This is a genomic window from Methylophaga sp. UBA5088, from assembly GCF_002414625.1.
GTDB lineage: Bacteria > Pseudomonadota > Gammaproteobacteria > Nitrosococcales > Methylophagaceae > Methylophaga > Methylophaga marina.
Map to the genome: position 1 here is coordinate 8,622 of NZ_DIAC01000123.1, position 3,953 is coordinate 12,574.

Genomic DNA, 3,953 nt, shown 5'->3' on the forward strand with positions numbered 1-3,953 from the left:
CAGGGGCGTTCGAACGTTTCGACAGACTATGAAAAACCACACAACGGCTCATATCAGTATAACCAGCCGCATAAGCTGCTTCTAATAAACCGACGGGCGGGTTCGTTTCATCGGGGTAGATTTCGGAATAACATTCATCAGAAGCAATCACGAAATCATACTGATGCGCCAACTCAATTAAACGTGTCAGAGTCGCTTGATTAATGACAGCGCCAGTTGGATTGCCTGGGCTGCAGATATAGATTAACTGACAACGTTGCCAGGTATCTGCACTAATCGCATCAAAATCTGGAATAAAGTCGTTACTGGCAGAACAATTCATATAATAAGGTTCTGCACCTGCCAAAATAGCCGCACCTTCATAAATTTGATAAAACGGATTAGGCATTAAAACTAATGGTGCTTTGTCGCGATCAATGACTGCTTGAGCAAACGCAAATAAAGCCTCACGCGTACCATTTACCGGAAGCACCTGAGTCATGGCGTTGATATGGCCATCCAGATTGAATCTATCATTCAACCAAGTCGCTATGGCATGACGCAGCTCATTCGTACCGGCGGTGGTGGGGTAGGATGACAGTCCATGAAGATGGGTGATGACTGCTTCGGTAATAAATCCTGGCGTTGGGTGTTTGGGTTCACCTATCGACAGTGCAATATGTGCCTTGTCTTCAGGTGGCACACAGCCTTGTTTCAGTTGAGCCAACTTTTCGAAAGGATAGGGGTGCAGTTTTGCCAGTTCTGGATTCATAATTCCAAATGAATGAGTGAAAAAATCAGACCATTATAACGGGTTGGAGCAATCTCGTGTTATAAGGTGTGCCATGACAAATACGAATAACCAACAATTTAATCTTGCTGTACTCGGTATCTTATTTTCCTCAGCTATGTGGGGATTGATTTGGTATCCAATGCGCTTACTCGAACAACAAGGCCTTCCTGTCGTTTGGTCTACTTTACTCATGTATTTTGCTGCCGCCATCGTGGCCACAGCCATGTTGTTCAAACAGAAAAAAGATTTTTCAGGTTACTGGCCCCCCAGTCTTTGGGCGCTTGCTGCCGCAGCAGGCGTTACAAATATTGCTTTCTTAGTGGCACTGACTCACGGTGAAGTGATGCGTGTCATGTTGCTCTTCTATCTGTCTCCACTCTGGTCAGTGTTGTTGAGTCGTTGGTGGTTAGGCGAAAAAATTTCGCGAGTTTCCATGCTGATGATCATTGTGGCGATGTCAGGCACGATGATCATGTTATGGCACCCGGAAATAGGTCTGCCCTGGCCAAACGATATGGCTGACTGGTTAGCTTTGTTTGCGGGATTTATGTTTTCAGTGAATAACGTATTAAGTCGCAAACTTGCTGATGTGGCTATGGAAGTCAAAACCACCATTGTTTACTGGGGCGTGGTTATGGTGGCAGGGCTTGTATTAGTTCTACAGCAATCAAGTGTACCGGACATCAGCCTCAATTTATGGCTGGCGGTCATGGTTTTTGGTGGTCTTTGTTTTACCGCGATGACGATAGCCGTGTTATATGGTCTGGCAAGAATGCCGGTTTTTCGCTCAGCCATTTTGATGTTATCTGAACTGGTGGTGGCGGCTATTTCTGCCTGGTGGTTGACTAGTGAACAAATGAGCCAAACAGAGTGGTTAGGCGGAGCGCTTATTTTTATTGCTGCCTACGGTATGGCTAAGCAAGGTAAAGCCTGAGTTATATTTGGTGTCACATACCGCCTGACGTTAAACTAACGCTATGGCTTTTAAATGTTTTTTATCCAGGTGAAATATGATCAAATCGATAGCACATGCCAGTTTTCTAGTAAAAGACCTAGACGTTTCTTTACGCTTTTATTGCGACGTATTACAGCTGCCTCTTAACCCCAGCAGGCCTGAGTTTGCTTATGACGGTGCTTGGTTAGATATCGGCGATACAGGACAGATGATTCATCTGATGGTATTACCCAACCCTGACTCTACTGAAGGACGTCCCGCGCATGGTGGTCGTGATCGTCACTTGGCGTTAGTAGTCGATGATTTAGAAGCCTTGGGTGAACGTCTGGAAAATGCGGGTTATGAATTTTCTCGAAGCAAGTCGGGCAGAGCCGCATTTTTCTGCCGTGATCCAGATGGAAATGCATTAGAGTTTGCAGAAGATTTTACACCGAAGTAAAACTAAAAATAACGACTTAGAGAAGCAATCAATGACTTACAGAGTTACTCACATTTTCTGTGGATAACTCTGTGATTAACTTCTGTGAAAATCGCTAAGTCATTCTTACGCAACAAGGCTGACGGTTTTGGTTAAAAAATGACCATTTTGTTAAGTTTATATAAATCAATGACTTATATTCAAGTTAACCAGATTCAATGACTTAGCGATGATACTTGTATTGGTTTTGTAATACTTCTTATAACTGGTGATAAGTCTGTGGCTATCTTGCCAAAGCAGGCTGCTGAATATCGTCCTGAAAGCGATCTTCTTCCCCAGTGGGTTCCTGTCTAAATTGCTCGAGATCGGTAAAGTTAAATAAATCTAAATCGCCCATTTGTGAGGGTGAAATATTCTGAATACTGCGGAAGATATTTTCTAACCTACCGGGAAATTGTTTCTCCCAGCCCTGCAACATTGTTTTAATAGCCTGACGTTGCAGATTTTCCTGAGAGCCACATAAATTACACGGTATAATGGGAAACTTCATTGCTTCGGCATATCGTGCAATATCTGATTCTTGCGCATAAGCTAAAGGTCTAATAACGATATTGGTTTTATCATCACTTAATAGTTTTGGGGGCATGGCTTTTATTTTGCTGCCATAGAACATATTCAGAAACAGCGTTTCAATAATGTCATCACGGTGATGACCCAGAGCGATTTTGGTGATGCCATTTTGTCGAGCATAGCCATATAAAGAGCCTCGACGTAGGCGTGAGCAGATTCCGCAAGTGGTTTTACCTTCAGGCACGACTTCTTTGACGATGCTGTAGGTATCTTTTTCGATGATATGAAATGGCACACCAATCGATGATAAATATTCCGGTAATACGTGCTCAGGAAAGCCAGGCTGTTTCTGATCAAGGTTCACGGCGATAAGCTCAAAGTTAATCGGTGCATGATCTCTCAGATTAATCAGAATATCGAGCATGGTATAGCTGTCTTTACCACCAGATAAACAGACCATCACTTTATCGCCGTCCTGAATCATATTGTAGTCGGCGATGGCCTGACCGACGTTGCGACGTAAGCGTTTACGCAGTTTATTAAACTCGCGCTGTTGTTTGACCAGAGTGTGTTCGGTTGTGGATTCTGTCATACCAGACCTGCAAAGGGTTGAACGTTAACAAGACTGCCGGCACTGAGTCCGTCGCAGTTTTCTTCAAGTAAAATAAAACAATTCGCCATGCTCATCGAGCGAAGAATGCCAGAGCCCTGGGCTCCGGTTGTGCTGACTCTGAGTTGACCTTCATTGTTTCTAAATAAGATGCCGCGCTGAAATTCAAAGCGCCCTGCGCGTTTTTTTATCGCATTATCGCACGGAACTTCAATGATTATAGGGAGTGTGTCTGATTCACCCGCCAGACGTTTTAGGGCAGGTTGCACAAATTGATAAAAGGTCACCATCACCGACACGGGATTACCAGGTAAACCAAAAAACATGGCTTCGCCAATTTGCCCAAATGCCAGAGGACGTCCTGGACGCATAGCAATTTTCCAGAAATTGACCTGGCCTAATTCAGCCAACATGTCTTTGACATAATCGGCATCACCTACCGATACACCACCAGAAGATAGAATAACATCTGCGTCCGCCGCCGCTTGCTCTAGAGCTATTTTTAAAGCGGCTCTATTATCTGGAATAACGCCCATATCAATGACATCAATATTGAGCTCACTGAGCATGCCATAGAGGGTATAGCGGTTACTGTCATAGATCTGACCATCACCAAGGTGTTCACCCA

The 3,953-nt window shown here is 44.1% G+C and carries 5 protein-coding genes; 2 read left to right on the plus strand and 3 right to left on the minus strand.

What is annotated here, in order from left to right; genetic code table 11:
- Positions 1-751 (minus strand): aminotransferase class I/II-fold pyridoxal phosphate-dependent enzyme (locus tag B4K20_RS15105; protein ID WP_289283544.1); only part of this gene is annotated, 751 nt, incomplete at its 3' end.
- 73 nt (positions 752-824) lie between these two features.
- Between B4K20_RS15105 and B4K20_RS15110 the strand changes: the two genes are divergently transcribed.
- On the plus strand, positions 825-1,706 hold the full coding sequence (locus B4K20_RS15110) for a DMT family transporter (RefSeq protein WP_289283545.1): 882 nt from the start codon (positions 825-827) through the stop codon (positions 1,704-1,706).
- Between the two features lie 76 nt (positions 1,707-1,782).
- A complete protein-coding gene (locus tag B4K20_RS15115) occupies positions 1,783-2,166 on the plus strand; it encodes a VOC family protein (protein ID WP_289136552.1) in 384 nt (127 codons plus the stop codon).
- A 262-nt stretch (positions 2,167-2,428) separates the two neighbouring features.
- Here the strand turns inward: B4K20_RS15115 and ttcA are convergent, their stop codons facing one another.
- Together ttcA and B4K20_RS15125 are read right to left on the minus strand one after the other, a co-directional pair.
- Complete coding sequence (ttcA, locus tag B4K20_RS15120) at positions 2,429-3,307, minus strand: tRNA 2-thiocytidine(32) synthetase TtcA (protein WP_286305353.1); 879 nt, start codon at positions 3,305-3,307, stop codon at positions 2,429-2,431.
- The coding region (locus tag B4K20_RS15125; protein WP_289283546.1) for a molybdopterin-binding protein at positions 3,304-3,953 on the minus strand (650 nt) is incomplete at its 5' end. The genes B4K20_RS15125 and ttcA, both read right to left, overlap by 4 nt.